General features: G+C 55.8%; 23 protein-coding genes and 1 pseudogene. 12 read left to right on the top strand and 12 right to left on the bottom strand.

The features are described 5' to 3' along the window. Nucleotides 1-14 precede the first annotated feature (14 nt). The gene (locus tag BIND_RS21710) at nucleotides 15-164 is read right to left on the bottom strand and encodes a hypothetical protein (protein ID WP_158304404.1); all 150 of its coding nucleotides are present in this window, start codon (nucleotides 162-164) and stop codon (nucleotides 15-17) included. Between the two features lie 123 nt (nucleotides 165-287). Here BIND_RS21710 and BIND_RS18220 point away from each other — a divergent pair, with 123 nt between their 5' ends. From BIND_RS18220 to BIND_RS18195, 6 genes are all read left to right on the top strand, one after another. After that, nucleotides 288-788, top strand: coding sequence for a hypothetical protein (locus tag BIND_RS18220; protein ID WP_012386488.1), 501 nt, complete (start codon nucleotides 288-290; stop codon nucleotides 786-788). A 221-nt stretch (nucleotides 789-1,009) separates the two neighbouring features. Next, nucleotides 1,010-1,957, top strand: a complete 948-nt coding sequence (locus BIND_RS18215) for an NAD(P)-dependent oxidoreductase (RefSeq protein ID WP_280110017.1) — start codon at nucleotides 1,010-1,012, stop codon at nucleotides 1,955-1,957. Between the two features lie 144 nt (nucleotides 1,958-2,101). Beyond that, a complete protein-coding gene (locus tag BIND_RS18210; protein WP_012386486.1) occupies nucleotides 2,102-2,767 on the top strand; it encodes a 50S ribosomal protein L25/general stress protein Ctc in 666 nt (221 codons plus the stop codon). A 270-nt stretch (nucleotides 2,768-3,037) separates the two neighbouring features. After that, nucleotides 3,038-3,634: an aminoacyl-tRNA hydrolase gene (gene pth, locus BIND_RS18205; RefSeq protein WP_012386485.1), complete on the top strand. Its 597-nt coding sequence runs from the start codon at nucleotides 3,038-3,040 to the stop codon at nucleotides 3,632-3,634. A gap of 452 nt (nucleotides 3,635-4,086) precedes the next feature. Then, nucleotides 4,087-5,586, top strand: coding sequence for a phosphomannomutase/phosphoglucomutase (locus tag BIND_RS18200; RefSeq protein WP_012386484.1), 1,500 nt, complete (start codon nucleotides 4,087-4,089; stop codon nucleotides 5,584-5,586). A 48-nt stretch (nucleotides 5,587-5,634) separates the two neighbouring features. Further along, nucleotides 5,635-5,898: a DUF167 domain-containing protein gene (locus BIND_RS18195; RefSeq protein ID WP_012386483.1), complete on the top strand. Its 264-nt coding sequence runs from the start codon at nucleotides 5,635-5,637 to the stop codon at nucleotides 5,896-5,898. 12 nt (nucleotides 5,899-5,910) lie between these two features. Here the strand turns inward: BIND_RS18195 and BIND_RS18190 are convergent, their stop codons facing one another. The 10 genes and pseudogenes from BIND_RS18190 to BIND_RS18150 all read right to left on the bottom strand — a co-directional run bounded on the left by BIND_RS18190 (nucleotide 5,911) and on the right by BIND_RS18150 (nucleotide 14,495). Then, nucleotides 5,911-6,288 (bottom strand): 4a-hydroxytetrahydrobiopterin dehydratase, encoded by a 378-nt coding sequence (locus BIND_RS18190; protein WP_012386482.1) that lies wholly within the window; start codon nucleotides 6,286-6,288, stop codon nucleotides 5,911-5,913. 72 nt (nucleotides 6,289-6,360) lie between these two features. Then, the gene (locus BIND_RS18185; RefSeq protein WP_012386481.1) at nucleotides 6,361-7,554 is read right to left on the bottom strand and encodes a dihydroneopterin aldolase; all 1,194 of its coding nucleotides are present in this window, start codon (nucleotides 7,552-7,554) and stop codon (nucleotides 6,361-6,363) included. An 82-nt stretch (nucleotides 7,555-7,636) separates the two neighbouring features. Continuing rightward, nucleotides 7,637-8,626: an LLM class flavin-dependent oxidoreductase gene (locus BIND_RS18180; RefSeq protein WP_012386480.1), complete on the bottom strand. Its 990-nt coding sequence runs from the start codon at nucleotides 8,624-8,626 to the stop codon at nucleotides 7,637-7,639. 120 nt (nucleotides 8,627-8,746) lie between these two features. Continuing rightward, nucleotides 8,747-10,336, bottom strand: coding sequence for a flavin monoamine oxidase family protein (locus tag BIND_RS18175; protein ID WP_012386479.1), 1,590 nt, complete (start codon nucleotides 10,334-10,336; stop codon nucleotides 8,747-8,749). Nucleotides 10,337-10,450: 114 nt separating this feature from the next. Continuing rightward, complete coding sequence (locus tag BIND_RS18170) at nucleotides 10,451-10,783, bottom strand: (2Fe-2S) ferredoxin domain-containing protein (RefSeq protein WP_012386478.1); 333 nt, start codon at nucleotides 10,781-10,783, stop codon at nucleotides 10,451-10,453. Between the two features lie 119 nt (nucleotides 10,784-10,902). Then, nucleotides 10,903-11,319, bottom strand: coding sequence for an MFS transporter (locus tag BIND_RS22075; RefSeq protein WP_244395919.1), 417 nt, complete (start codon nucleotides 11,317-11,319; stop codon nucleotides 10,903-10,905). Next, nucleotides 11,313-12,017: pseudogene (locus tag BIND_RS22070) on the bottom strand (MFS transporter); the annotation flags it as partial. The gene BIND_RS22075 and the pseudogene BIND_RS22070, both read right to left, overlap by 7 nt. Nucleotides 12,018-12,119: 102 nt before the next feature. After that, nucleotides 12,120-12,974 (bottom strand): shikimate dehydrogenase, encoded by an 855-nt coding sequence (locus BIND_RS18160; RefSeq protein ID WP_012386477.1) that lies wholly within the window; start codon nucleotides 12,972-12,974, stop codon nucleotides 12,120-12,122. After that, the gene (locus BIND_RS18155) at nucleotides 12,971-13,609 is read right to left on the bottom strand and encodes a Maf family protein (protein ID WP_012386476.1); all 639 of its coding nucleotides are present in this window, start codon (nucleotides 13,607-13,609) and stop codon (nucleotides 12,971-12,973) included. The genes BIND_RS18160 and BIND_RS18155 overlap by 4 nt, the downstream gene beginning before the upstream one ends. A gap of 31 nt (nucleotides 13,610-13,640) precedes the next feature. Further along, nucleotides 13,641-14,495, bottom strand: coding sequence for a pyruvate, water dikinase regulatory protein (locus BIND_RS18150; protein ID WP_012386475.1), 855 nt, complete (start codon nucleotides 14,493-14,495; stop codon nucleotides 13,641-13,643). Between the two features lie 637 nt (nucleotides 14,496-15,132). Here BIND_RS18150 and hemE point away from each other — a divergent pair. The 3 genes from hemE to rho all read left to right on the top strand — a co-directional run bounded on the left by hemE (nucleotide 15,133) and on the right by rho (nucleotide 18,354). Then, on the top strand, nucleotides 15,133-16,185 hold the full coding sequence (gene hemE / locus BIND_RS18145) for a uroporphyrinogen decarboxylase (RefSeq protein ID WP_012386474.1): 1,053 nt from the start codon (nucleotides 15,133-15,135) through the stop codon (nucleotides 16,183-16,185). 60 nt (nucleotides 16,186-16,245) lie between these two features. Then, nucleotides 16,246-16,677, top strand: coding sequence for a protoporphyrinogen oxidase HemJ (gene hemJ / locus BIND_RS18140; RefSeq protein WP_012386473.1), 432 nt, complete (start codon nucleotides 16,246-16,248; stop codon nucleotides 16,675-16,677). A gap of 408 nt (nucleotides 16,678-17,085) precedes the next feature. Further along, complete coding sequence (rho, locus tag BIND_RS18135) at nucleotides 17,086-18,354, top strand: transcription termination factor Rho (RefSeq protein ID WP_012386472.1); 1,269 nt, start codon at nucleotides 17,086-17,088, stop codon at nucleotides 18,352-18,354. A gap of 55 nt (nucleotides 18,355-18,409) precedes the next feature. Here rho and BIND_RS18130 read toward each other — a convergent pair whose 3' ends face one another. Continuing rightward, complete coding sequence (locus BIND_RS18130; RefSeq protein WP_012386471.1) at nucleotides 18,410-19,399, bottom strand: catalase family peroxidase; 990 nt, start codon at nucleotides 19,397-19,399, stop codon at nucleotides 18,410-18,412. Nucleotides 19,400-19,584: 185 nt separating this feature from the next. On the opposite strand from BIND_RS18130, the gene BIND_RS18125 reads away from it, so the two are divergent. From BIND_RS18125 to BIND_RS18110, 3 genes are all read left to right on the top strand, one after another. Further along, a complete protein-coding gene (locus BIND_RS18125) occupies nucleotides 19,585-20,121 on the top strand; it encodes a hypothetical protein (protein ID WP_148210688.1) in 537 nt (178 codons plus the stop codon). 228 nt (nucleotides 20,122-20,349) lie between these two features. Continuing rightward, entirely contained in the window at nucleotides 20,350-20,592 is a 243-nt protein-coding gene (locus BIND_RS18115) for a helix-turn-helix domain-containing protein (protein ID WP_012386468.1), read from the top strand. Between the two features lie 228 nt (nucleotides 20,593-20,820). Next, complete coding sequence (locus BIND_RS18110; RefSeq protein WP_012386467.1) at nucleotides 20,821-21,615, top strand: lysophospholipid acyltransferase family protein; 795 nt, start codon at nucleotides 20,821-20,823, stop codon at nucleotides 21,613-21,615. Nucleotides 21,616-21,749: the final 134 nt, after the last annotated feature.

Below are 21,749 nucleotides of genomic sequence, written 5' to 3'. Positions count from 1 at the left end.
TCAATTTTCGAGATTCACCAAGTGATCGCCGTGGCAAGAACCATATCGATATTGCAGCGACCATCATGCTTCCACTTCCACGGCTTACATCTTTGATGCGCAATCAGGCGGATGTGATTATTGAACCATACGCCGATCGGTACATGTGCTTTTTCAAATTCCATTCAGCCGAAGTCTCATTGGAGGCAGGCCAGAAGAGATATCATTGTCGTGAATAGTCGCTCATCTTTTGATTGTCTGCATCTTCAACCGTCCTTTCCGTGACTTTCATCGTAAAGAATTGTTCCATGACGATAAAAAAATATCTGTTCTTGTCTCCATCCGATCTGGGCTTGACGGTGGCAGGGCTTCTTTTTGCCGTGAGTTCCGTGGCGTTCGCCGCTATCATGATTGCGAAGGAAGTTGGACACCCTCTGTTTTACGGCGTAGACCATCTCATGCTTTTTGCACAGCCGTTCCGTTCCACAGATCACGAGCGGATGATCATGATCGAAAAGCCATCTGTCGATTTCCAAATGACAGGAGCCATCGATTCCTTTTCGCGGATGCAGCCTACTCACCCACAAAAGGAGCAGGAAAGTACGATGTCCCTTACTGGCACCGATAGCCCTTATCGGTTGCAAGTCGCAAGTGACGGCGTGGTCTATATAGAAAACGGCAGCGAGAAAATTATTGCGAGAGAAGGTGTCTTCGTGCCTGGGCAGGGACGCATCCTCCTCGTGGAGAAACGTGCGGGCCATTGGATCGTCGTGACGACACAAGGCGTTTTGCTCGAAGCGGCTTCTTGAAGGCCGATCCGTGTACATGATCACCATTGGGGTCTTTACCGAGCACTCGTGTTTTTTCATCGGCAGAACGTTGAAATGGTGTCGTTTCCGTTTCCGTGGTTTCGTTCACCATCGCTCCCATGAAAGTCATGGCTCATGAGAAGCGCCTGTACGAAAATTTGTCTTGCCTTGGCCTATGAGAAGCGCTCGTCTGGATTACAGGGCGAATTTAGCTGGTGCGTTTGACAACCACCCCGCCCTCAAAAACGGGGAGGAGGATCTTGGCAATGCAACTCGGATTTTTAGGTCTTGGCCATATGGGCCTAGCCATCGCTTCGAACCTTTTGGCCGCCGGTCATCATGTCCGAGCCTGGAACCGCTCACAGGAACCCTTGGCTCGCTTGCAGGCAAAGGGCGCTGAAATCGTCAAGGAGCCCGTCGACGCCCTGCAGGGCGATGCCCTGTTTTCGATGTTGGCGAATGACGACGCCGTCCGTTCCGTGCTCATAGATTCGGGTGCGCTCGCCCAAGCGCGCAAGGGGCTGATTCACGTCAATATGGCGACGATCTCGGTGGCCCTCGCCGAGGAACTGGCCGTGCTCCACGATAGACTCGGCCTTGCTTATGTCGCAGCCCCCGTTTTCGGCCGTCCGGAGGCCGCTGCTTCCGCCAAGCTGCATATTGTCGTTGCCGGCGCACCGAGCCCTGTCGCTTCCATCGAGCCGGTACTGGCCGCCCTCGGTCAGAAAATCTGGCCCGTGGGCAGCGAGCCGAAAGCGGCCAATATTGTGAAAATCGCCGGTAATTTCATGATCGCATCGATGATCGAGACGATCGGCGAGGCTGCGGCCCTGGTCCAGGGCCATGGGGTGACGGCAGCCGATTTTCTCGACGTCATGACCAATAGTCTCTTTGCCGCTCCGGCCTATAAAACCTATGGCGATTTGATCGCGAGGGCTCAATTCGAGCCAGCCGGGTTCAAACTCACTCTAGGCCTCAAGGATGTTCGCCTGGCCTTGGCTGCGGGAGAAGCCGCCCATGTCCCCTTGCCGCTAGGGAGTCTGCTGCGAGATAATTTCCTCGATTGCATCGCGCATGGCGAAAGCGACAAGGACTGGTCGGCGCTTGCGGGCGTCGCCGCCCGGCGCGCGGGCCTTGATGAGCGTGACGAAAAGCGCCCCATTGCCTAGGACCGGCCAAAAAGCCTATAAGACCGACGGCATATTCATCCGACACCCCTGGAGGCGTGGTGTGCCGCTTCTTCTCAAAATCTAACGCCAACATGATCGGCCCGCGCTAACGCTGCGCCGATCAAGACATTTAAAGGATATCCTATGGCCGAGCGTAAAACTCTCGCGGCCACGGTTCGCGGTGGGACAGGCAAGGGGGCCGCCCGCAGCATTCGCCGTGAAGGCCGCATTCCGGGTGTGATCTATGGCGGTGGTGATGCGCCCGAGCCCATCACGCTGGATTATCGTGAATTAAACAAATTGATCTATGCTGGGCACTTTCTCACGACGATTTTCGATATCGAGGTCGAAGGAGCCAAGCAGAGGGTCGTTCCGCGCGATTATCAGCTCGATCCGGTCAAGGGCCAGCCGCTGCATGTCGATTTCCTGCGCCTGAAGCCTGGAGCGACCCTGAAAGTATCGGTGCCGATCCATTTCATCAACGCCGATATCTGCCCCGGCCTCAAAAAGGGCGGCACCTTGAATATCGTGCGCCATGCGATCGAATTGAAGGTCCCGGCCGATGCCATGCCGGATGTGCTGACCGCCGATCTGCATGCGCTGGAAATCGCCGAATCGATGCATGTCTCCGCGATTACGCTTCCCGAAGGCTGCTCGCTCGTCGCCACTGACCGTGATTTCACGATCGCGACCATTGTTCCGCCGGTCGTGATCGCCGAAGAGGCGCCCGCCGCGGCAGCCGGTAAGGGCAAGGGTGGCAAAGGCAAGGCGGCCGCTCCAGCCGCAGCAGCAGCTCCCAAGAAGAAATAATCGGCGATTATCGCAGATCAGATTATGGCAGGTCGAACAGGTCTACCCTATCGGCCTGCCTTTAAAATCAAGGATTGCTAGATCCACATAGACTTCGCCCTTGTCACGGCCCTGTCATGCGGTCTGGCCAAAAGCGGTTCCTGACCAAGACTGGTTCGGCTTTTGCTTTTTTCCTCGTGGATTCGCGGGCCTGTTGCGTATCCTCTCGTTCCTTCACCTGCATCGCCCGATGAGTTTTCATTGGAACATGCTTTTATCGGGCAGGCCGCCATGCTTCTTTTCGTCGGCCTTGGCAATCCCGGCAAGGCCTATAGCGCCAACCGGCACAATATCGGCTTCATGGCCATTGATGCCATAGCTCGGGAATATGGAGCGCCGGCTTTTCGTGCGCGTTTCCAAGGTCTCACCAGCGAAATCACTCTCTCTGGCGAAAAAATCGTCTTGCTGAAGCCAGAGACCTATATGAACGAATCCGGACGCTCGGTCAGCGACGCTGTGCATTTCTATAAGATCGACGCGAGCAGGGTCATCGTCTTTCACGATGAGCTCGATCTCGCGCCCGGCAAGGTCCGAGTCAAAAAAGGCGGCGGGAATGCTGGCCATAATGGGCTGAAATCCATCACGCAGCATATCACCAATGATTACCGGCGCGTGCGCATCGGCATTGGACATCCGGGCATCAAGGACATGGTTCGCCATTATGTCCTTGGCGATTTCTCCAAAACTGAATCGGCCTGGGTCGAAACCCTTTGCCTTTCAATCGCGGTGAATGCCCCATTGCTTGCCAAGGGCGAGGATGAAAATTTTCAGAATAAAATTTTCCATGCGATGGAAACTGCGGGCCTCGCCAAGGATGGCTTGTTCTGACCGGATCCGTGAGTCATGTTTTAAGCCTTTATAAAAACATTAACTTATCGGAAATAGCATCCGCTTTCGGTTGACCCGATGGTCTTGATCGGCCGCTTTCATTCCTAAAAACTGTAGTTCTTTTATACTATCCTTGACCTTTCCAGAGATTTTCCCAAAATTCGCCATGAACCATGAGGATGGGGTGACCTCGAGCGAAAATGGCTTTCTTATCGTGTGAAGAAAATGCGATATTTGCAGAAAGTAGAGAACGGTTTCATAATTATATTGAAATAGGGAAGCATTTTGTTCCCCAACCCGCCAGATAAGCGATTGTTGAAATCGAGCTTGATGGACGTTGAACAGCCGTTCAGAAAAATAGCTCTAGGTCTTTGACATTCAGCAAATAGCCTTGCAGCAAATAGCCTCGCCAAAAGTCTGACTGTGCGTGAAGCTCAATCGAAGGATGATTCATGTTCCCGAAGCCCGTGCCTTTCCTGCAGACCAACACTTACGCCTATGAATCTTCCCCCATGGTCAAGCCCACCGGCTTTCGCGAATATGACGCGCGTTGGCTCTTCGAGAAGGAGATCAACCTCATGGGTGTCCAGGCCCTGGGGCTTGGCCTTGGAACCTTGCTGGCCGAAATGGGCGTCAAACCGGAAGTCGTCACGGGTCATGATTTCCGCTCCTATTCCGCTTCGATCAAGCTCGCCATGGTGACCGGGCTGATGGCGGCCGGTGTGCGCGTGCATGATATCGGCCTCGCTCTTTCGCCCATGGCCTATTTCGCGCAATTCGATCTCGACGTTCCGGCCGTCGCCATGGTGACGGCCTCCCATAATGATAATGGTTGGACCGGCGTGAAAATGGGCGCGCAGCGGCCGGTCACCTTCGGTCCCGATGAAATGGGCCGACTCAAGGAGATCGTGCTTTCAGGCAGCTACCGCTATGCCGATGGCGGCTCCTATCGTTTTGTCGAGGATTTCCCTTCCCATTATATCAATGATCTGACTAATCGTGCGCCGATCAAGCGCAAGCTCAAGGTCGTCGTCGCTTGCGGCAATGGCACTGCCGGCGCCTTCGCGCCTAAAATCATCGAAAAGCTCGGCTGCGAAGTCGTTCCCCTCGATACCGATCTCGATTTCAATTTCCCGCATTACAATCCCAATCCCGAAGACCTGCACATGCTGCACGCCATGGCGGACAAGGTGCGTGAGAGCGGCGCCGATCTCGGCCTCGGCTTTGACGGCGACGGCGACCGTTGCGGCGTCGTCGATAATCACGGCGAGGAAATTTTTGCCGACAAGATCGGTGTCATGCTCGCCCGCGATCTCTCGAAATTGCATCCCGGCGCGACCTTCGTCGTCGATGTCAAATCGACGGGCCTGTTCGCCACCGATCCGGATTTGCTGAAACAAAACGTCAAAGCCGATTATTGGAAGACTGGCCATTCCTATATCAAGCGCCGAGTGACTGATCTGAAGGCGCTCGCCGGCTTCGAGAAATCTGGCCATTTCTTCTTCAACGCGCCGGTTGGACGCGGTTATGACGATGGACTCGTCACGGCGATCCATATTCTCGACATGCTCGACCGCAATCCTGATAAGTCCATGGCCGAGCTCTATGAGGCCCTGCCGAAAACCTGGGGTTCGCCAACCATGTCGCCCCATTGCGACGACGAAAAGAAATATGGCGTCGTGGACAAGGTCGTCGAACGGTTCAAGGCCATGCAGGCTAAAGGTGAAACGCTGACGGGCCAGAAAATCCGCGATCTCGTGACGGTCAATGGCGTCCGCGTTACGACAGAGGATGGAACCTGGGGCCTAGTCCGCGCTTCATCCAACAAGCCGGAATTGGTGGTCGTTGTCGAAAGCCCCGCCTCGGAAGCCAGAATGCGGGAAATGTTCGCCGCCGTGGACGGTGTTTTGCGGGAAAACCCCGAAGTTGGCGCCTATAACCAAACCATCTGATATTAATGGAAACCAGAGTCTTCCCCATGAACTCATGGGGAAGACTCTATGCTTATCGATCAAGCCATGGCCGATGTCGAAATAGCGATCCGGGTCACACCCAAGGCCTCCGCCAATCGCATTGTGGTGGAAACCGCGCCCGACGGGAGCGAGCGTCTGCGCATCTATGTCACGACGGTACCCGAGAATGGCAAAGCCAATCGCGATGTCTTGCGTCTTCTCGCAAAACATCTCGATATCCCGCCGTCCAGTCTGGAAATTATTCGCGGATCCACAGGACGGGATAAAATCGTGCGATTTTCGCGCGATTAAACCATTAGCGCCTTAATCGTCATAATCGATATAGGCAAAAGCCGCATCACGCGGTGTCCCCTCGAGCACACCCCCTTCACGACCGGGCTGCCAGAAAATCACCTCCTCGATCTTGCGAGCGAGAGCGAAATCCTTTTCGGTTATGCCCCTGGGCGAATGGGTCGAAAGCGCGATCTCTATTCCCGCATAAGTCATCTTGATTTCAGGATGGTGCCAGGCGGCCTCGCAAAGATGGCCGACCGTATTGACCACCATTAAGGTCGCCTTCCAGCCGCTGGTTTTGTAGCGGCGGCGGATTGCTCCCTCTGCAAAGAACCAGAAGGGCAGATCCTTGAGCTTCTCTTCGATCTCGGCGGGTTGATAAATATGGTCACGGACCAGCTCGGTCATCTGTTTCCCCCATCGTTTTCCCCAGTGGTGGTGCACCGGTACACAAGAGCATCAGATCGAGCATCCTGAACTTCAGCCACCGCCCTTGCCACTTGTCGTCTCGCTCATCGCCGTCTCGCTCAAGGTGAGCAAGGGGCGGCTGGCGCGTGTTCCCACCGGTCGCTTGCGGATGATTTCAATCCCCACAGAGGCCATCTCGATCACATCGAGTTTTTCGACCCGAACGCGGGCGCGGAAAACTCTTTGGTGCTGCAAAAGGGCTGCGGCAAGCTCTTCCGCGAGGGTCTCGATCACGCTCACATGGCCGCGCGCCAAAAGGAGCCGGACTGCATCAATGATGAGATCATAGGAAAAGACATCGCGTATCGTATCAGCATGATGCGTGATGCGTTGCACGGCGAGATCGACATTGATGCGAACCCTTTGCGCGGCCTTCTGTTCCACCGCGTAAGCGCCGACCGACATAGGCAGGATGAGATCATGGACGAAGACGTGATCAGTCTCGCCGCCCTGCACATCCTCGTCCTCGGACATTTTGCGCCCGGCGAGACGCCAATCCACTTTGCCCGTTTCGGCAATCATCTCATCCTCGCCCGAGATTGATGGTTCGCGTGGAAAGTTTTTTCGTGGAATCAAGGCTCGCACCAAGGCCAGCGCTTCGGGATCGAGGACACCCTGGCGTCGATGCTCGCGACGCAAAGCGCCCCGGAACGACAGAAAGCTGGGCTCAAGGACTAAAAGCCGGGCAATATCCGGAGTTTCAAGCGCTCCAGCAAAACCTGCCGAAAGGCCAGCGGCCTGGCAGGCTTGCACGAATTCATGCAAGGCCACGATGCCATCATGTTTGAGGAGATGCGCGCGGTTAGGCTCCGCGGAATCGAGCATGGCGCCTGCAAAATTTTCAGCAACAAGTCCGGCGAGATCATCGGGCCGCCAGCCGTGCTCACTCAGGAACACCGCAAAAATCCGCGCGTCCGGCACGTGTGACGCGAGACCAGCACACCAGCGATTTTCTTTCCACGGGACAAACAATCGACCGATACCGCTTTGCACCGCTTGGCATGCGCGCGCCAGCATGTCGGGCGCGTCCCCTTCACCAGGGCTCAGCATCAGACCCAAACGATCGGGCCCAAAGCGCTTGGCGAGGGGGCCAAGCAAGCCGGGCTCGACGATACGCCAATCCTCGATAAGGCAGAGATCGGCGCCCGCCGCGAAAGCGCGCTCGATTTCTTCCAGGCTGATGACGCTTGCTTGCATCGCGGTCATTGGACAGGTCTCATAAATCCGCACGAGCGAGCAGAACAGCCACGCGGTACCGGTGCTTTTTTAAGAATCGAAAGCGTCGGCCTCAGGCCGTGACCGCAACCAGCTTTTCTTCAGAGGGTACGATTTCCTCTCGAAAACGGCGCACGATCTCGTGTCCCATGGACCGATCAAGGCAAGCGATTTTCAATCCCAGAGCACCGATCGGCACGGCCCTCGCCAGATCCGCAAGCTTGCGGCGGCAGGTTTCTGGCGAGCCGATAATCGCATGAGTCAGGACATTGTCGAGAGAAACCGGACTGCTGGCTTGGCCCGGCCGGGCATAGTCCCGCATACGCGTAAAGAATCGTTCGAGCGCCGGCACAGCCCTCTTCATCGCTTCCTCATCCGTATCGGCCACGCAGACATTGCGCAAGATGACGAGATCGGGTGTCTCTCCAACACCCGATGCACGATAGGTCGAGAGCAAAGTATTGATCATCGGTGCAGACCAGGCATGGCCCGCCATCAGGCCAAAGCCGCAACGGCCCGCATCTTCCACCGTGTCAATCGAGGCCGAGGCAATCCAGACCGGCAAGGCTTCCTGGCGCGGGCGCGGATAAATCGTCAAATCCTCGACGGAAAACCAGCGACCTTTGAAGGTGACATTTTTTTCCCGCAACAAGGCCATGAGCAGCTCCGTTGCTTCATGAGCTCGCGCGCCGGCTTCCTCGGGGGGAACGCCGAAATGCTGATATTGCGCCGGAAAGGGCCCACCCCGTGCCAGCCCTATATTGAGCCGACCCTTGGCCAGGAGATCAAGCGTGGCAATATCCTCAGCAAGCCGGATGGGATGATGGAGGGGCGTTAGCACCGCCGCCGAGCCGACCCGGATCGTCCGGGTAATACCGAGAAAATAGCCTATCAGGGGTAGGATCGAGGCCGATTGGGTGAAGGAATTGAAATGATGTTCCGACACCCAGAGCTCTTCAAGGCCGCAGGCTTCCGCATGAAGAGCCAGTTCGGCCTGAGCCTCGAAGGCCGCAAAACCTTCGCCTTCCTCCTGTTCGAGATTGGCAAACAGACCGAGCCGCATGACTTCACATCTCCTCAACCGCCGATCGGTGTAATGATAAACGCGGCCGAGAAAAGCACGATCCCGGAAAGGGGGCAACTTTCCGGGATCGGAGATTTTGAAACCGATGCAGTCCTGAAGTCAGGACGCCGCAAGAACCGGTGTCTTGGACACGAAATAGGCATTGACCGAAAGGCAGAACTCCTTCCAGGCCGCCGCTATATCGCGCAGGATGGCTTGCAGATAATCCTTCGAGGGTTTGTCCTCGCCAGGGAAATTCGACAGGGCGCAGGAAGTACGATTGTATTGAATCACCGCATCCAGCAGGAATTGGATGAAGCCGTCGAAGCTCTTCAAGATCTGCGGGGTGAGATCGGAACGGCCCTTTTCGACCATGACCCCCTGCATGTCGAAGGGGATTTGTTCGAGCTGGAACAGAGCCTCGCTGAACACTTGTTCCACGGTGGCGACCATGGCGCGCTGCGTCACGATTTCCTTGTCCGGGCTCGCCATGAGCTTGTTGAGCGTCAGGCGATAGGTTTCAAGGACACTGTTTTGCCGTCCGGCGACCCATTGGGCGAATTGCGCGACACTCTCCACGTTGGAAATCCCTTCCTTGCCGGGTTGCAGAGGTACAACGACCGTGGGCGCGAAACGGCCAACGTCGCGGGCGAGACGGCGGGCGGAATCGAGCGCGCCTTCCATATAGCCGCCGGCATAAGTCGCGGTTTCCGAGCCGCCGAGGAACAATTTGCCGTCCCATAGAACTTGGCGCAGGAACGGATTGCCATAATGGGGATGATCATCCGGCCGGATCTGGTCATGGCGGGTCGCGGTAAATTCCTCGGCCGCCCAATCCTGATAATGCTGTTCGCCATGTTCGTATTCGGGTCCAAACACCTGGCCCATTTGATTGCCCATGAGCATGGGCAGACCAGCCTTGAACGAGGCCCGCAAAGCCGGAGCCAAAGCCAGAAAGCCACCCAATGCGGCACGCGTGCCGGTTGCATCGCAGGCGTCGAAAATTTCGCCGAACACAGCCTGTTCATGGGTGACGAAGGCATTGCCTGATTGGCCTGCCTCACGCCAGCCGGGTTTGTCATAAGCTATGACACCCTTCGCCTCGCCGGCCATCCAGGTATAGGTATCCTGCATGGCGGCGACGAGATTTTCATCAAGGCTCGGCTCGAACCGGACATGTTCCTCGACAATGCGCGGGGGCAAGGCGAGCACCACACGGCGCGCCTCGATGATATTGACGGTTTCGCCGACGCGAAAATGCAATTCGACATGATCACCGCGATCGATGACCACGGTTAAAGCCTGGCCAAGATGGATCGTATCGGCGGGGATTTTGGCGGCGAGCGCTTCGATGACGGAAGCCATGCCGCCCTCGACACGGCGGGCGCCGCCATGGACGCTTTCCACCTCGGTCGGTACCGCTTTCTTGTCATGATCATGAAGGCGCAGGACCGAGCCGGAATCATTTTGCGGAAAGGTGATGAGCCCGAGATCGGCGACGAGTTTGGTCATACCGGGCTGAGTATCCGGCCAATACCAGGTGGGGCCGAGATCGAGCCGCATGCCCGCTTTTTCGGACGGGACAGAAAGAACGCGCCCGCCAAGCCTCGGGCGCGCCTCATAAAGAGCAAAAGACCGTCCCTGCGCTTGCAGGGCCACGGCAAGCGAGAGACCGCATAGACCGCCGCCGACGATGACCGTCTCCAGCATGGGCTTTCTCCAAAAGCTCGAGAAAATAAATCGGAAGTTCCGACTTGCTAGCACGGGACTAGCAATTCCCGCGCCCAAATCCCATGCCGGATACCGGGTCCAGAGACGAGCAGATTAACGCTGCGGGACGATGATCAGGCGTTCGACGGGATTGCCTTCGACAAAATGCGACTGGACGATCTCATCGATATCCTCAGGCTTTTCGGGATGGTACCAGATGCCTTCGGGATAGACGACCATCAGGGGGCCAGCTTGGCAAAAGCTCAAGCAGCCGGTCATGGTCATGCTGACGCCGGGCAATTGCTTGGCTTCGAGCTTTTGGCCGAGCCTCTCCCATAAGGGCTGGGCACCACGTTCCATGCAGCTGCCACGCGGATGGCCGGCCGGCCGCTTCGTCGAGCAGGTAAAGATATGGTATTTGAAGACTTGCGGGACTTCGAGGGTCATCAATCCGTTCCGGTAGGTTGATCGGTCGAATGGGCACCGGGTTTTAAACCCAATGTTTTCCAAGCTCAAACTCGATTAGAACCATTCAAATCCCGTGCCGCTCAAGCTAACCGGCGAGCTCAACGCTTGACCGGGACCAACCAATTATAGCCGGCACCAATCGCCATGAGCACGCTAGTGCCAAGGAAAACGGCGCGCATTCCGATATGGCCACCGACAAAACCACCCAGCAGAGGTCCGACGACCTGGCCGGCATAATGCGCCGACGTCGAATAGCCGAGCGCCGTGCCGACGATCTTTTCGGGAACATTGTGACGGATGACGGCAACGATGCAGGGCAACAGGCCACCAAGCGAAAGCCCCATCAAAAAGCGCAAGAACACGAGTTGCCAACCGGCCGTAACGAAAGCCTGCGGGATGAGCAGAAAAGACGAAACGGCCAAGGCGCCGATAAGAACGCTCCGGTGCCCGATGCGGTCAGCAAGCTTGCCAAGGCGAGAAGCCGAGAGAATGCTGCCGAAAGCCGCTGCTGACATGACGATTCCCGCAACGAGCGTGACCCTGCTTTGACCTCCACCAGCTGGGCAACATAAACGGTGATGATCGGCTCGATGGACATATTGGCAACCATCAGGATCAATCCCGTCATCAGCATAGCGAGGATCGGCCGCTTGTTGGGGATGGCTGACCAACTGGCTCGCGTTTCCGTTTTCTTTGCTTCCGCCGGACGCTTCTCCTCCTTGATCAGGAAAGCCGTCGCGAGAAAGGCAAGAAAGATCACGCAGCCAGCCAGCCAAAAAGTCTCCCGAATGCCGATGAGAGGCGGCAGGCTGCCACCGATCAGGGGGCCGACAATATTGCCCGCCATAATACCGGAAGATACCATGCCGATGGCCCAGCCCGTGCGGTCTTTCGGTGTCTGTGCCGCGACGAGGATCATCGAACCCGAGGAATAGCCGCCGGCTAATCCCGTCAGCAGCCGTAGCGCGACTAATTGCCAGACACTATCGACCATGCCGGTCAACGACATGACGATGGCCATGCCAAAACTCGCACGGACCAGCATGAGTTTGCGCCCATAAGCGTCGCCAAACTGACCCCAAAGCGGCGCGACCAGCGCCGCCGTGAAGAAAGTGGCGCCATAGGCAATGCCCGACCGTTGCACGATGGCTGCCTGGTCCCTGACACCGAGCTGTTCCACATAAAGTGGCAACAATGGCAGGAGCAGAGTCATGGCCACAATGGTGGAAAACGAGCCGAGAAGACAGATGGCGAGATTTCTTCTCCAGTGGGCCGATCCAGACTCCGCCGGATGAATGCTCGCTCTCGCCATATTTTAACCGCCGATATCCGCCTCGATCAAAGCCCGCAATTCCGGCGTCACCTCAGGCGTTTTGCCAAACCAGAGACGGAAGCCCGGCACTGCCTGATGCAGCAGCATGCCAAGACCGCCAACACGGCGCAGGCCGCGCAAACGCGCTTGCCGCAAGAGATCGGTTTCTAGCGGCACATAGACGATATCATCCACGATCGCCTTGGCCGGCAAAGGCGAAAGGTCGATGACAAGCGGCTCCTGTCCCGCCATCCCGAGCGACGTCGCATTGACAAGAAGATCGGCCGTTTTCAAGACATCAGGCAGATCCGCATAGGAATGGCAGGTAATGCGTCCACCACCTTGCATTGCAATCTCTTCGCTGCGTGCCAGCGTGCGATTGACGAGGGCGATTTCCCCCGCACCGCGCCGCAACAGTGCGAAGACCAGGGCCCGCGCAGCACCACCAGCACCGATAATGACGGCTTTTCCCAAATCCTTGTCCCAAGCCGGGACTTCCTGATCGAGGGCGCCGAGAAAACCTTCGCCATCGGTATTATGGCCATGCAATCGGCCATCGCGCAGAAACAGCGTATTGACAGCACCTAATTGCCGCGCTTCCTCGCTCACCTCATCGCAAAGCGCGAAGGCTGTTTCCTTATGCGGCAAGGTCACATTAGCGCCAACGAAACCCTTGCCGCCCAGGTCCCGCAGAAAATCGGCCAGATGCTCCGGTGCTACCTCAATTTTTTCATAAGAGCCGGCAATGCCATAGCGTTGCAGCCAATAATTATGGATCAGGGGCGATCTTGAATGTTTGATCGGATAACCGATCACGCAGACCTTCGGGCCCGGATTGTCTTGTGGCAAAAGATTCATCCCAGAAGGCTGCCTTCATCGCGCAAGAAAGCGAGAAGAGGGATTAAGGGGAGACCCAGAATCGTCGACTGATCGCCCTCGATCTCTTCAAAAAGGTGAACACCCAGATGTTCGAGCTGATAGGCGCCGACGCTGGAAAGCGCATTGGTGCCCGCCGCTTCGATATAGGCCTTGATAAAGACGGGTGAGAGCACACGCATGCGCATCCGCGCAACGGGAACGCCTTCAAACAAAACCCGGCCTCCCCGCGTGACACAGAGCGCCGCGTGCAATTCATGCGTCTTTCCGGAAAAGCGTGCGAGATGATCAGCCGCCTCGTCGAGATCGCGTGGCTTGCTGAAAAGCGCGCCTTCGAGACTGAGAACCTGATCGGCGCCAATCACCAGATGATCCGGCCGGCGCGCGCCGATCGCCAAGGCCTTGGCCCTGGCAAGATGCGCAGCAATGTCGGCAGCCTGCCCGCCTTGGCGACGCAGGGGGTCCTCGACGGCGCGTTCGTCGATCGACGCGTCGAGGCATTCGAAAGGCAAACCCGTCGCAGTCAGCAAATCTCGCCGCGCCTGGCTTTTGGAGGCAAGGACCAGCGGCAGGGGGTTGCGCCACAAATGTTTGGCCGGCGCATCCGCCTGGACCATGATCACCTCACTGAATTTCAGGGCTGGATTTTCAGGAGGCCGCTTCAGCAGCCCTTTTTTGGCGATGGACTTTATAAAGGTCGATGATCGCCGCCGCCGTTTCCTCGATCGACCGGCGCGTGACATCGATCATGGGCCAGCCATTCTGAGCGAAAAGCTTGCGCGATTGCGCCACTTCATCAGCCACGGCCAGTCGATCCACATAGGCGGAATCAGGCGTCGCGTTCAAGGATAAAAGCCGGTTCTCGCGGATCTGCACGATCCGCTCGGGCGAGGCGAAAAGACCGACAACAAGCGGAGCCTTCAACTTGGTCACCGAGCGCGGCAAAGGCATGTTGGGGACGAGCGGAATATTCGCCGTCTTGATACCGCGGTTGGCGAGATAGATGCTGGTCGGCGTTTTAGAACTCCGGCTGACGCCCAAAAGCACGACATCCGCGTCCTCATAATTTTCCGGCAGCATGCCATCATCATGCATGAGGGTGAAATTCAAGGCGTCGATGCGGCGGAAATAATCGGCATTGAGAATATGCTGAGCGCCCGGACGCGGTGTCGAGGCGGTTCCGAGATAGGATTGAAACAGACTCATGATCGGTTGCAGCACCGAGAGGCAAGGCATGCCCAGCGCATGACAGGCCTCGTCAAGCACCTGGGTCAATTCCTGATCGACCAAAGTGAACAGGACAATGCCAGGAGAAGTCTCTATCTCGCTGATGGCCTTATCGAGCTGAGCCCGGGTCCGGACCAGAGGATACATATGTTCGATCGAGGTAATGCCTTGATATTGCGCCGTTACCGCATGGCTCACGGCGATCAGGGTCTCGCCCGTCGAATCCGAGACGAGATGCAGATGAAAAAAGCTGCGTCCCTTGACAGTATCGCTCACGCCGTCCCTTTCCGAAATCCGCCTTGAAATTCGTCTTAAACTTACATTCCATCCCAGCGAATCTTTTAACGAAACCGGCGCCAGCAAAGCAATGCATCCCTGCTTGACAGTCGACCCATGGTTCAAAAAGATTCGGACCGCCTTTTCTGTCGCCAATATTTCATAATTTATTGATAATCTTTAATCGTCAGATGGACGGCTGAGACACAGCCGCATCGGTCGGCAGATATTTCTCGTCTTTTAAGAAAAAAGTAAGGATTGGGGATTACTCTGCATAAGAGTGGATAAGGACCGCCCTCAGCGGGTCGCGGCTGAATTCATCCTCCCTGTCCGGTTTTGAGCGCCAGATTTTCTCCACATTCGTCTTCCTGGGTCTTCCCGCCACGGGCTCCTATGTGAATTGCGGCAAGATCGAGTCTTCCTGTGGATAGACAGCACGCATTGCTCGCGAGCGTCCCCTTAAATTCCTCGCTTTTTTGGAAATCCTCCCTCGGCTCTTTGCGCCTGTGGGTTTGGGGGATAAAAGCATCGGGACGCGAACCCGTGTGCACAGTCGCGAATGAACCCAATTCCCTCCCTAAAAGAAGATAAAAACCCAAATTCAAAGATTCTTTGAATTATTTTGAGGAATATCCTTTTGAAGCCTGCGGACACTTGTCCTTCTCCCTCGACGGGCAAACCCTTGCTCGATGTCTGTCAGGGAAAAATCTTTTCAAAGCCACCCGTATGGCTCATGCGCCAGGCCGGACGTTACCTTCCCGAATATCAGGCGATCCGGGCGCAATCGGCGTCCTTTCTTGATTTCTGCTATAATCCTCTCGCCGCCAGCGAGGCGACCTTGCAGCCGATCCGCCGCTTCGGCTTCGATGCAGCGATCTTGTTCAGCGATATTCTGGTGATTCCCGATGCGCTCGGCCAAAAGGTGCGCTTCGAACAGGGTGAAGGTCCCCGCCTCGAACCGATCGCCACGCTCGACGATTTTCTCCGCTTACGGGAAACCATCGATCTCAACCTGCTCGCGCCGGTATTCGAAACCGTGGACCGCGTCGCGAAGGCCTTGCCTCCTGCTACGGCCTTGATTGGATTTTGCGGCGCGCCTTGGACGGTCGCGAGCTATATGATCGCCGGACGGGGCACACCCGATCAGGCGCCGGCGCGGCTCTTTGCCTATCACCACCGTGACCTGTTCCAGCGCCTGATTGATCGTCTCGTTGCAGCGAGCGTGGATTATCTCAGCCGGCAGTTCGAGGCTGGTGTCGAAATTGTCCAGATTTTCGATTCTTGGGCGGGCGTCCTCCCACAATCGGAATATGAGGCCTGGTGCCTTGAGCCCATTCGCGCCATTGTAGAGGGAGTGCGTCAACGCTATCCTGGCGCGAAAATCATCGGTTTCCCGCGTGGGATCGGCAGCAGGCTGGAAAGTTTCGCGAAAATAACCGGGGTCGATGTGCTGGGCCTCGACACCAGCGCGGAACTGACCTTTGCGGCCGGGCTCGATCCGCGGCTCGTCTTTCAGGGCAATCTTGATCCGCTTGCTTTGCTGGCCGGCGGCGAGGCGCTGGAACGAGGCGTCGCAGCGATTTTATCCGACCTGCAGGGGCGGCCATTCATTTTCAACTTGGGTCATGGCATTCTCCCCACGACTCCCATTGCCCATGTGGAACGGCTGGTCGCGCTGCTGCGGGCATGATATCGGGCTGGTTTTCCGTTTGGACGGATCCGAACGAAGGACTTTTACCCTGGAGAAGGCATGGATAATCCCTACCTCTGGATCAAAACCCTGCATGTCCTGGCCATTATTTCCTGGATGGCGGGTCTCCTCTATCTCCCGCGGCTCTTCGTCTATCACGCCGAGAGCCGGGAAGGATCGAGCGAGGATCTGACGTTCAAGATCATGGAACGCCGGTTGATGCGAGGGATCATGCTGCCGGCCATGCTGGTCGCCTGGGCGAGCGGTCTCATCCTCGCCTGGCAAGGCAATTTCTTTCAATCCGGCTGGTTGCACGGTAAACTTGCCTTTGTTATTCTCCTGACAGCGATACACGGATATCTGGCGCGAATCCGGCGGGAATTCGCTCGCGGCGACAATAAGCATTCTTCTCGTTTCTACCGCATGATTAACGAGGTCCCGACGGTCTTGATGATCGGCATCGTTTTTTTGGTCATTACTAAGCCATTTTGATCCCGCACTCTTATACTACACATCCGCAGGTGGGAATTTTTTCAAAAGAATCAGATTGTTGTAAAAGATGATGAATGATTGGGCTGGATTCGATTTGAACCTCTGAAGCCTAAAAAAATTTCGCTGCATGGATCTTTTTGCCTTTCTAGTAGTTTTGCTTTGTCAAAACAATCCAATTGCGATAGACTGCAACTCCTTCCTTTCAGGTCAAAGCCTCGCCTTTCGGGTCGTAACCTCGGCTCGGACTTCTGAAATGTTCAGGCCGATCCAGGCAGACCGGGCTTGCAGCTTTGGGCTTGCCGATGTTTCGGCATAGGCTTCGCTCCCTGAGCGAACTCGACCCTTCCCCTTCTCTTCCCGGATTTTCCTCAACACAGGATCTCCCTTTCTCCCAAGGACTTCATCCCGATGCGGGAAATCAAGCTGCAAGACTTGAAACTCAAGTCGCCGACCGAATTATTGGCCTTTGCCGAGGAACACGAGGTGGAAAACGCCTCGATCATGCGCAAACAGGAATTGATGTTTGCGATCCTCAAACAATTGGCGAGCCGTGAGGTCGAGATCATCGGCGAGGGCGTCATCGAGGTCCTGCAGGACGGCTTTGGCTTTCTGCGTTCGCCGGAAGCCAATTATCTCGCGGGTCCCGACGATATTTATGTCTCTCCCTCGCAAATACGGCGCTTTGGCCTGCGCACCGGTGACACCGTCGAGGGGTTGATCCGCAGCCCCAAGGAAGGCGAACGTTATTTTGCGCTGCTCAAGGTCAATACGATCAATTTCGAGGACCCGGAGAAAATCCGCCACAAGGTCCATTTCGACAATCTGACGCCGCTCTATCCTGATGAAAGGCTGAAGCTCGAAATCGATGATCCGACCAAGAAGGATCTTTCGGCGCGCGTCATCGATATTGTCGCGCCAATCGGCAAGGGCCAGCGCGCTTTGATCGTTGCCCCGCCACGCACCGGTAAAACCGTGCTGTTGCAGAATATCGCGCAATCCGTGACCGCCAATCATCCCGAATGCTATCTGATCGTTCTGCTGATCGATGAAAGGCCGGAAGAAGTCACCGATATGCAGCGTTCGGTGAAGGGCGAGGTCATTTCCTCCACCTTTGACGAGCCGGCGGTGCGCCATGTTCAGGTCGCCGAAATGGTGATCGAAAAAGCCAAAAGATTGGTGGAGCATGGCCGCGACGTGGTGATCCTTCTGGATTCCATCACGCGTTTGGGTCGCGCTTATAATACGGTCGTGCCGTCATCGGGCAAGGTTCTGACCGGCGGTGTTGACGCCAATGCCTTGCAACGTCCGAAACGGTTTTTTGGTGCCGCCCGTAATATCGAGGAAGGCGGTTCGCTGACCATTATCGCGACGGCCCTGATCGATACGGGTTCGCGCATGGATGAAGTGATTTTCGAGGAATTCAAAGGAACCGGCAATTCGGAAATTATCCTCGACCGCAAGGTGGCCGACAAACGCGTGTTCCCGGCGATCGATATCACGCGCTCCGGCACCCGCAAGGAAGAGCTGCTGGTGCCAACCGATGTTTTGAAGAAAATGTATGTATTGCGGCGTATCCTCAACCCAATGGGTACGGTCGATGGCATCGAGTTCCTGCTCGGCAAATTGCGCGAGACCCCAAAGGGCAATGCTACTTTCTTCGAGGCCATGAATACATAAGCATGGATCTGGGCATGATCTCCAAAAGGCCGGGCCTTTTGGAGATCATCCTATTTCATTGCGAGCGGCGTGAGAAGGAAACCGCGTAAGAACTGTCGCGGATGCCGATCATTGGATCGTCGGAAACGTCGATGCCTTCCGTCACTTGCCCGGGCAGGTACAGCAGGGCTTTTTCCGCCGTCGCGCTGTCAGGCACAATCTTCTCGATGGTGATTGTGCCAAGATCGATGATTTTGCGGTCGTCTGGCCAAGGTTTGCTCGGATCCTTGGTGTCATCGCCTTGGGCAGCAAGCTGCGCCTTTAGATGGAAAAGGGCCGGTGTTTTCGCGAGCCGTTCGGTAAGTTCCGTTTTCAGAAAATCCGGTGCGCGTTTTGCGGCCTCTTCTGCCGATAGATGAGCGAGTTTGTCGGGAACGAGCTGATAGCGAACCGCCTGTGTCTTTCCTTTTGCATCGGTGAAGATAAAGGCATTGATACCAAAATAATGTTCCTCGGCAAAACTCGCGGGCGTCGCGAGTGTTGCGTTGGCAGCGGCGACGCTCGGATGACTAGCTGCGAAACGTTCCAGGGCGGTTGGCTTAGCGGCATCAGGCGGGCTTGCGGCTATGGCTTGCAGGAGTGTCAGAAAATCCTCGGCCGTGCCGATGGGGAAGAATTTAAAGGATACGAGGACCATATCGGTCTCGCTGCCATCCGGCAGGTGATATTTGATGGCTGCGCCATGGGGATTGGCGTTGGGCGAGCCGTCCGGAATGAGGGGGACGCCGGTCGCATCCGAAAATCGGAGTGTGACGGGGATGCTCTCTCCCTTAAACAAAATCGCTTTGCTGATCCCCGCCGCTTCCGGCGAAGGTTTGAAGACGCCCTGCGTGACAAGGCCCTTGGCATGATTGGCGCGCAGGCCCGGATGCTTGCCGAATAAGGTATTCATGGCATCGATTAGTTTCGTTTCGATGCCTGCTTCCTCGGCCGCGACTCTATTCATGCCGTTTGCGCAAAACCCTGTTCCCAAAACCAAGGCTGCGATCATCAGCTTATATTTCATTGGGATAACCCTATTGTCATGATCAAGGCGAATTACCAAAATCACCAATATTTCACGCTAAAAAGGGGATCATGGCAAGAGGAGCAGACAGTACAGAGATTGGTTGCTTCCGGTTATCATCTATTATTATTGTTTTGATATTTTGTGGCAGATGATTTTCACTTTCCCATCATTACGGGAAAGGCTTGCGGATAGACTCGATCGATATCCAGCGTCATGTGTTAGAAAAATACAGTTACCTCTATCAATTGGAGCGGTGCATGATTGGGCGACAGATCGCAATTGGTTTTGGTATCGCCATTGTTCTTCCCTTGTTGATTTTTTATGGTGTGAGGACGTTTAGCCCGCCGCCGAAATACCAAGATTATGTGACGAACATCCCCTTGAAGCCGGATGCCACCACCGCTGAGCGTCAAGCTGATGCGGAAAAAATGCAGGCGGAGCAAAAGGCTTTAAGCGAGGCGAAATCACGCTTCGCGTTACACTTGTTCTATGCTTCGGCATTGCTCGGCTATCTTGCTGTCCTGACGGGTGGATTGATGGCGGTCTCACCTGTTGGGACCGGGCTGATCTTCGGCGGCATTTTTTCGATCATCCATGGCTATTGGAATTATTGGGATTACATCGCTGATTGGGAAAGATTTGCATCGCTTTTATTAGCCGCCGCGATTCTTCTGTTCATCGCCTACCGAAAAATACCGAAGCCGAGCAATGGCCATTAGAGGAGCGGACGCTCGAGCGGTTCCCATCTCATGCTATAAAGACTTGAAAATACTTAATATTAATAAAAGTAGCTCGTTTTTTGGATCTGATGCTCCGGAGGCGATCAAAAGCATTCTGATTCCCTATGGTTTCGTGGCGAACGAAGAGCCGGTCAATGGCGTTTCAAACCCGGACTTTCGCGCGAACCGCGTTCACTTGAGGAATGATATTTGGTAGAGGACAGGCCGATGATCATCAATTTTCCGGAGATCGATCCGGCTGATCGCGCGGTTGGATTGCGGGTCCGCAAATGGCGCGAAAAACGGGGAATGAGCCTCGCTGAATTGGCGGCGGCCCTGCATTTGACGCGTTCAGAAATGATACGAGCCGAAGACGGACGCGCGCATTTGAGCGCCACCCAGCTTTATGCGGCAACGCTTCACCTGCATATTCCCATGCGGCTGCTCTTCGAAGATTATGAAATGCGCTGATCCACCAACCTGAGAAATGGCCCTCGCCGGGATTTGGGGAATTTTCTCGCCCCTAGTATCGAGAATCATAAATTCTCGATACGTCATTTTTAAACTGTAGCCACTTGTCCTCATTGAAGCGTGAGGAGTCGCGCTTCAATGAGGGTGGATACTAGCTGCCGCGTTGATGCTCAAGCATCAAAGTTGTAAAGGGAAAAAACCCATGCATTGGGCGAGGGTAGCGATTTCATGATTCTTGTTCGGTCAGTCATCTTCAATATCATCTTTTATCTGGCTCTCGTCGCGCTTTCCCTGACCGGCCTGCCCTGCCTTCTTCAGGATCGTTTAGCGGCCCAGAATCTTGGCCGGCGTTGGGGACGCGTTTCCCGATGGCTGCTCGAAAAGATCTGCCGAACAAAAGTGGAATTCCGCGGTCTCGACCATATTCCGCAAGGCGCCTGCATTATCGCCAGCAAGCATCAATCGCTGCTCGAGACCATGATGCTGCCGCTCCACTCGAAGGATTTTAGTTATATTCTCAAGCGCGAATTGATGTTCCTGCCATTTTTCGGCTGGTATTTGCGCAAGGCTGGCCAGATTGGCATCAATCGAGCGAAGGGAAGCGCCGCGCTCACCGATCTTACCCGTCAGGCCTCAAAGGTTCTCGCGGAGGGCCGCCAGATCTTCATCTTTCCCGAGGGCACGCGGCGGCCGCCCGGCGCAGCGCCGAACTATAAGGCCGGCGTCGCTTTTCTCTATGCCGCGAGTAATGTTCCCTGCGTTCCCGTCGCGGTGAATACAGGGCTTTTCTGGCCTCGCCGCCGCTTTCTGCGTCGTCCGGGTACGGTCGTCATCGAATATCTCGAGCCAATAGAGCCGGGTCTCGAAAAAAGGGCCTTCATGCAGCTTCTTGAAACCCGGATCGAGACCGCGACCAATCGGCTGATGGAAGAAGCCATGCGGAACGACCCCACCGTGCGGCAGGGGCTCGTCTCGAATGCGCCGGATGTGCCGCAAGAACCTGTGTCCAAGCTCGCTGGTTGACAGAACGAATCATTTGTTCTAGTTATGTTCTCGTTCCTTGAACGGGAGGCGGCCGCGATGCGGGTGGTTCACCCTTTATCTCTTTCCATCCTTAGAGGGCGCGGTGCTGCTGACGCCGGCTTGATCGAGGTTGG

It is taken from the genome of Beijerinckia indica subsp. indica ATCC 9039, assembly GCF_000019845.1.
Taxonomy (GTDB): Bacteria; Pseudomonadota; Alphaproteobacteria; order Rhizobiales; family Beijerinckiaceae; genus Beijerinckia; species Beijerinckia indica.
Note: the sequence above shows the minus strand (reverse complement) of the source record. Positions and strands in the feature narration are given on the sequence as shown.

What these genes read in the sequence shown, in the direction of transcription:
- BIND_RS18115 (WP_012386468.1), top strand. Translation starts at nt 20,350, where the DNA reads ATGATCATCAATTTTCCGGAGATCGATCCGGCTGATCGCGCGGTTGGA.
- BIND_RS18170 (WP_012386478.1), bottom strand. Translation starts at nt 10,783, where the DNA reads ATGACCCTCGAAGTCCCGCAAGTCTTCAAATACCATATCTTTACCTGC.
- BIND_RS18130 (WP_012386471.1), bottom strand. Translation starts at nt 19,399, where the DNA reads ATGAAATATAAGCTGATGATCGCAGCCTTGGTTTTGGGAACAGGGTTT.
- rho (WP_012386472.1), top strand. Translation starts at nt 17,086, where the DNA reads ATGCGGGAAATCAAGCTGCAAGACTTGAAACTCAAGTCGCCGACCGAA.
- BIND_RS18175 (WP_012386479.1), bottom strand. Translation starts at nt 10,336, where the DNA reads ATGCTGGAGACGGTCATCGTCGGCGGCGGTCTATGCGGTCTCTCGCTT.
- BIND_RS18185 (WP_012386481.1), bottom strand. Translation starts at nt 7,554, where the DNA reads ATGACCGCGATGCAAGCAAGCGTCATCAGCCTGGAAGAAATCGAGCGC.
- BIND_RS18195 (WP_012386483.1), top strand. Translation starts at nt 5,635, where the DNA reads ATGCTTATCGATCAAGCCATGGCCGATGTCGAAATAGCGATCCGGGTC.
- hemJ (WP_012386473.1), top strand. Translation starts at nt 16,246, where the DNA reads ATGGATAATCCCTACCTCTGGATCAAAACCCTGCATGTCCTGGCCATT.
- BIND_RS18155 (WP_012386476.1), bottom strand. Translation starts at nt 13,609, where the DNA reads ATGGTCCAGGCGGATGCGCCGGCCAAACATTTGTGGCGCAACCCCCTG.
- pth (WP_012386485.1), top strand. Translation starts at nt 3,038, where the DNA reads ATGCTTCTTTTCGTCGGCCTTGGCAATCCCGGCAAGGCCTATAGCGCC.
- BIND_RS18220 (WP_012386488.1), top strand. Translation starts at nt 288, where the DNA reads ATGACGATAAAAAAATATCTGTTCTTGTCTCCATCCGATCTGGGCTTG.
- BIND_RS18160 (WP_012386477.1), bottom strand. Translation starts at nt 12,974, where the DNA reads ATGAATCTTTTGCCACAAGACAATCCGGGCCCGAAGGTCTGCGTGATC.
- BIND_RS22075 (WP_244395919.1), bottom strand. Translation starts at nt 11,319, where the DNA reads ATGTCAGCAGCGGCTTTCGGCAGCATTCTCTCGGCTTCTCGCCTTGGC.
- BIND_RS18210 (WP_012386486.1), top strand. Translation starts at nt 2,102, where the DNA reads ATGGCCGAGCGTAAAACTCTCGCGGCCACGGTTCGCGGTGGGACAGGC.
- BIND_RS18110 (WP_012386467.1), top strand. Translation starts at nt 20,821, where the DNA reads ATGATTCTTGTTCGGTCAGTCATCTTCAATATCATCTTTTATCTGGCT.
- BIND_RS21710 (WP_158304404.1), bottom strand. Translation starts at nt 164, where the DNA reads ATGGAATTTGAAAAAGCACATGTACCGATCGGCGTATGGTTCAATAAT.
- BIND_RS18190 (WP_012386482.1), bottom strand. Translation starts at nt 6,288, where the DNA reads ATGACCGAGCTGGTCCGTGACCATATTTATCAACCCGCCGAGATCGAA.
- BIND_RS18200 (WP_012386484.1), top strand. Translation starts at nt 4,087, where the DNA reads ATGTTCCCGAAGCCCGTGCCTTTCCTGCAGACCAACACTTACGCCTAT.
- BIND_RS18180 (WP_012386480.1), bottom strand. Translation starts at nt 8,626, where the DNA reads ATGCGGCTCGGTCTGTTTGCCAATCTCGAACAGGAGGAAGGCGAAGGT.